Below are 1,250 nucleotides of genomic sequence, written 5' to 3'. Positions count from 1 at the left end.
CAGTAGAAGATTATCACACTACAGAGATCGTTCTTACCGGCGAACAATACCATCATATTGTTCGCGTGATGCGAATGAAACCTGGGAACCAAGTCTATTTGGTTCTTCCTGAACAGCAAGCATTTAAAGCAGAAATCCAGGCAATAGAACAAGATGCTGTTATCCTAAAATGGATAGAAGATGAAAATACAACAACTGAGTTGCCGATTCACGTAACGATTGCCAGCGGGCTGCCTAAAGGAGACAAGCTGGATTATATCGTTCAAAAAGGAACAGAATTAGGAGCAGCCTGTTTTCTTCCTTTCCAAGCAACCTATTCTATTACCAAATGGGATGAAAAAAAAGCTGCTAAAAAGCTGCTGCGTTTAAAAAAAATAGCACAAGAAGCAGCGGAACAGTCTCATCGATCTGTTTTCCCAGAAATAACTGCCGTTCATTCTTTTAAAGAATTGTTAACAATCAGCAGTTCTTTTGATGCCTGTCTGGTAGCGTATGAAGAAAGCGCAAAAACAGGGGAAACTCAAAATTTTGTCAAAACACTAAGTTCATTAAAACCAGGCAGCAAGTTGCTGATTGTCTTTGGTCCTGAAGGCGGATTAAGCAAGACAGAAGTCGAATCTTTATTTGGCAGTGGAATGCTTCCTTGTGCTTTAGGACCAAGAATTCTTCGGACAGAAACAGCACCGTTATATGCATTAGCTGCTATCTCTTATCAGTTCGAATTAAATTAGAACAAATGATATTTTGTATATTACCGAAAAGCAAGCTATAATAGATGAGAAAATACTATTCTGATTAAAGAAAGAAGGAACTAGCAATGGCAGAAAACTTAAATAAATATATTGATCACACACTACTTAAAGCAGATGCAACAGAAGAACAGATTAGACAGTTATGCGAAGAAGCTGTTACGTATGATTTTATGTCTGTTTGTGTTAATCCGACATGGGTAAAAAAAGCAGCAGCTTTTTTAGGAAATAGCGATGTAAAAGTATGTACAGTGATTGGTTTTCCTTTAGGGGCTAACACACCTGAATTAAAAGCTTTTGAAGCAAGAAACGCTATCCAAAATGGTGCAACTGAAGTTGATATGGTGATCAATATTGGTGCTTTAAAAGATGAAGATAGTGAATTAGTGGAACGTGATATTAAAGGAGTAGTAGAAGCAGCAAAAACTAAAGCTCTTTCTAAAGTTATTATTGAAACAAGTTTACTAACAGACGAAGAAAAAGTAAGAGCTTGTGAGCTAG

General features: G+C 37.0%; 1 protein-coding gene and 1 pseudogene. Both read left to right on the top strand.

Going from position 1 to position 1,250, the window contains the following annotated elements; genetic code table 11:
* Positions 1 to 731, top strand: a 731-nt coding sequence (locus tag RT405_RS03955; protein WP_396163216.1) for a 16S rRNA (uracil(1498)-N(3))-methyltransferase, incomplete at its 5' end; no start/stop codon positions are given.
* 86 nt (positions 732 to 817) lie between these two features.
* Positions 818 to 1,250: pseudogene (deoC, locus tag RT405_RS03950) on the top strand (deoxyribose-phosphate aldolase); the annotation flags it as partial.

This window comes from Carnobacterium sp., from assembly GCF_032094055.1.
In the GTDB taxonomy this organism is placed as follows: domain Bacteria; phylum Bacillota; class Bacilli; order Lactobacillales; family Carnobacteriaceae; genus Carnobacterium_A.
Note: the sequence above shows the minus strand (reverse complement) of the source record. Positions and strands in the feature narration are given on the sequence as shown.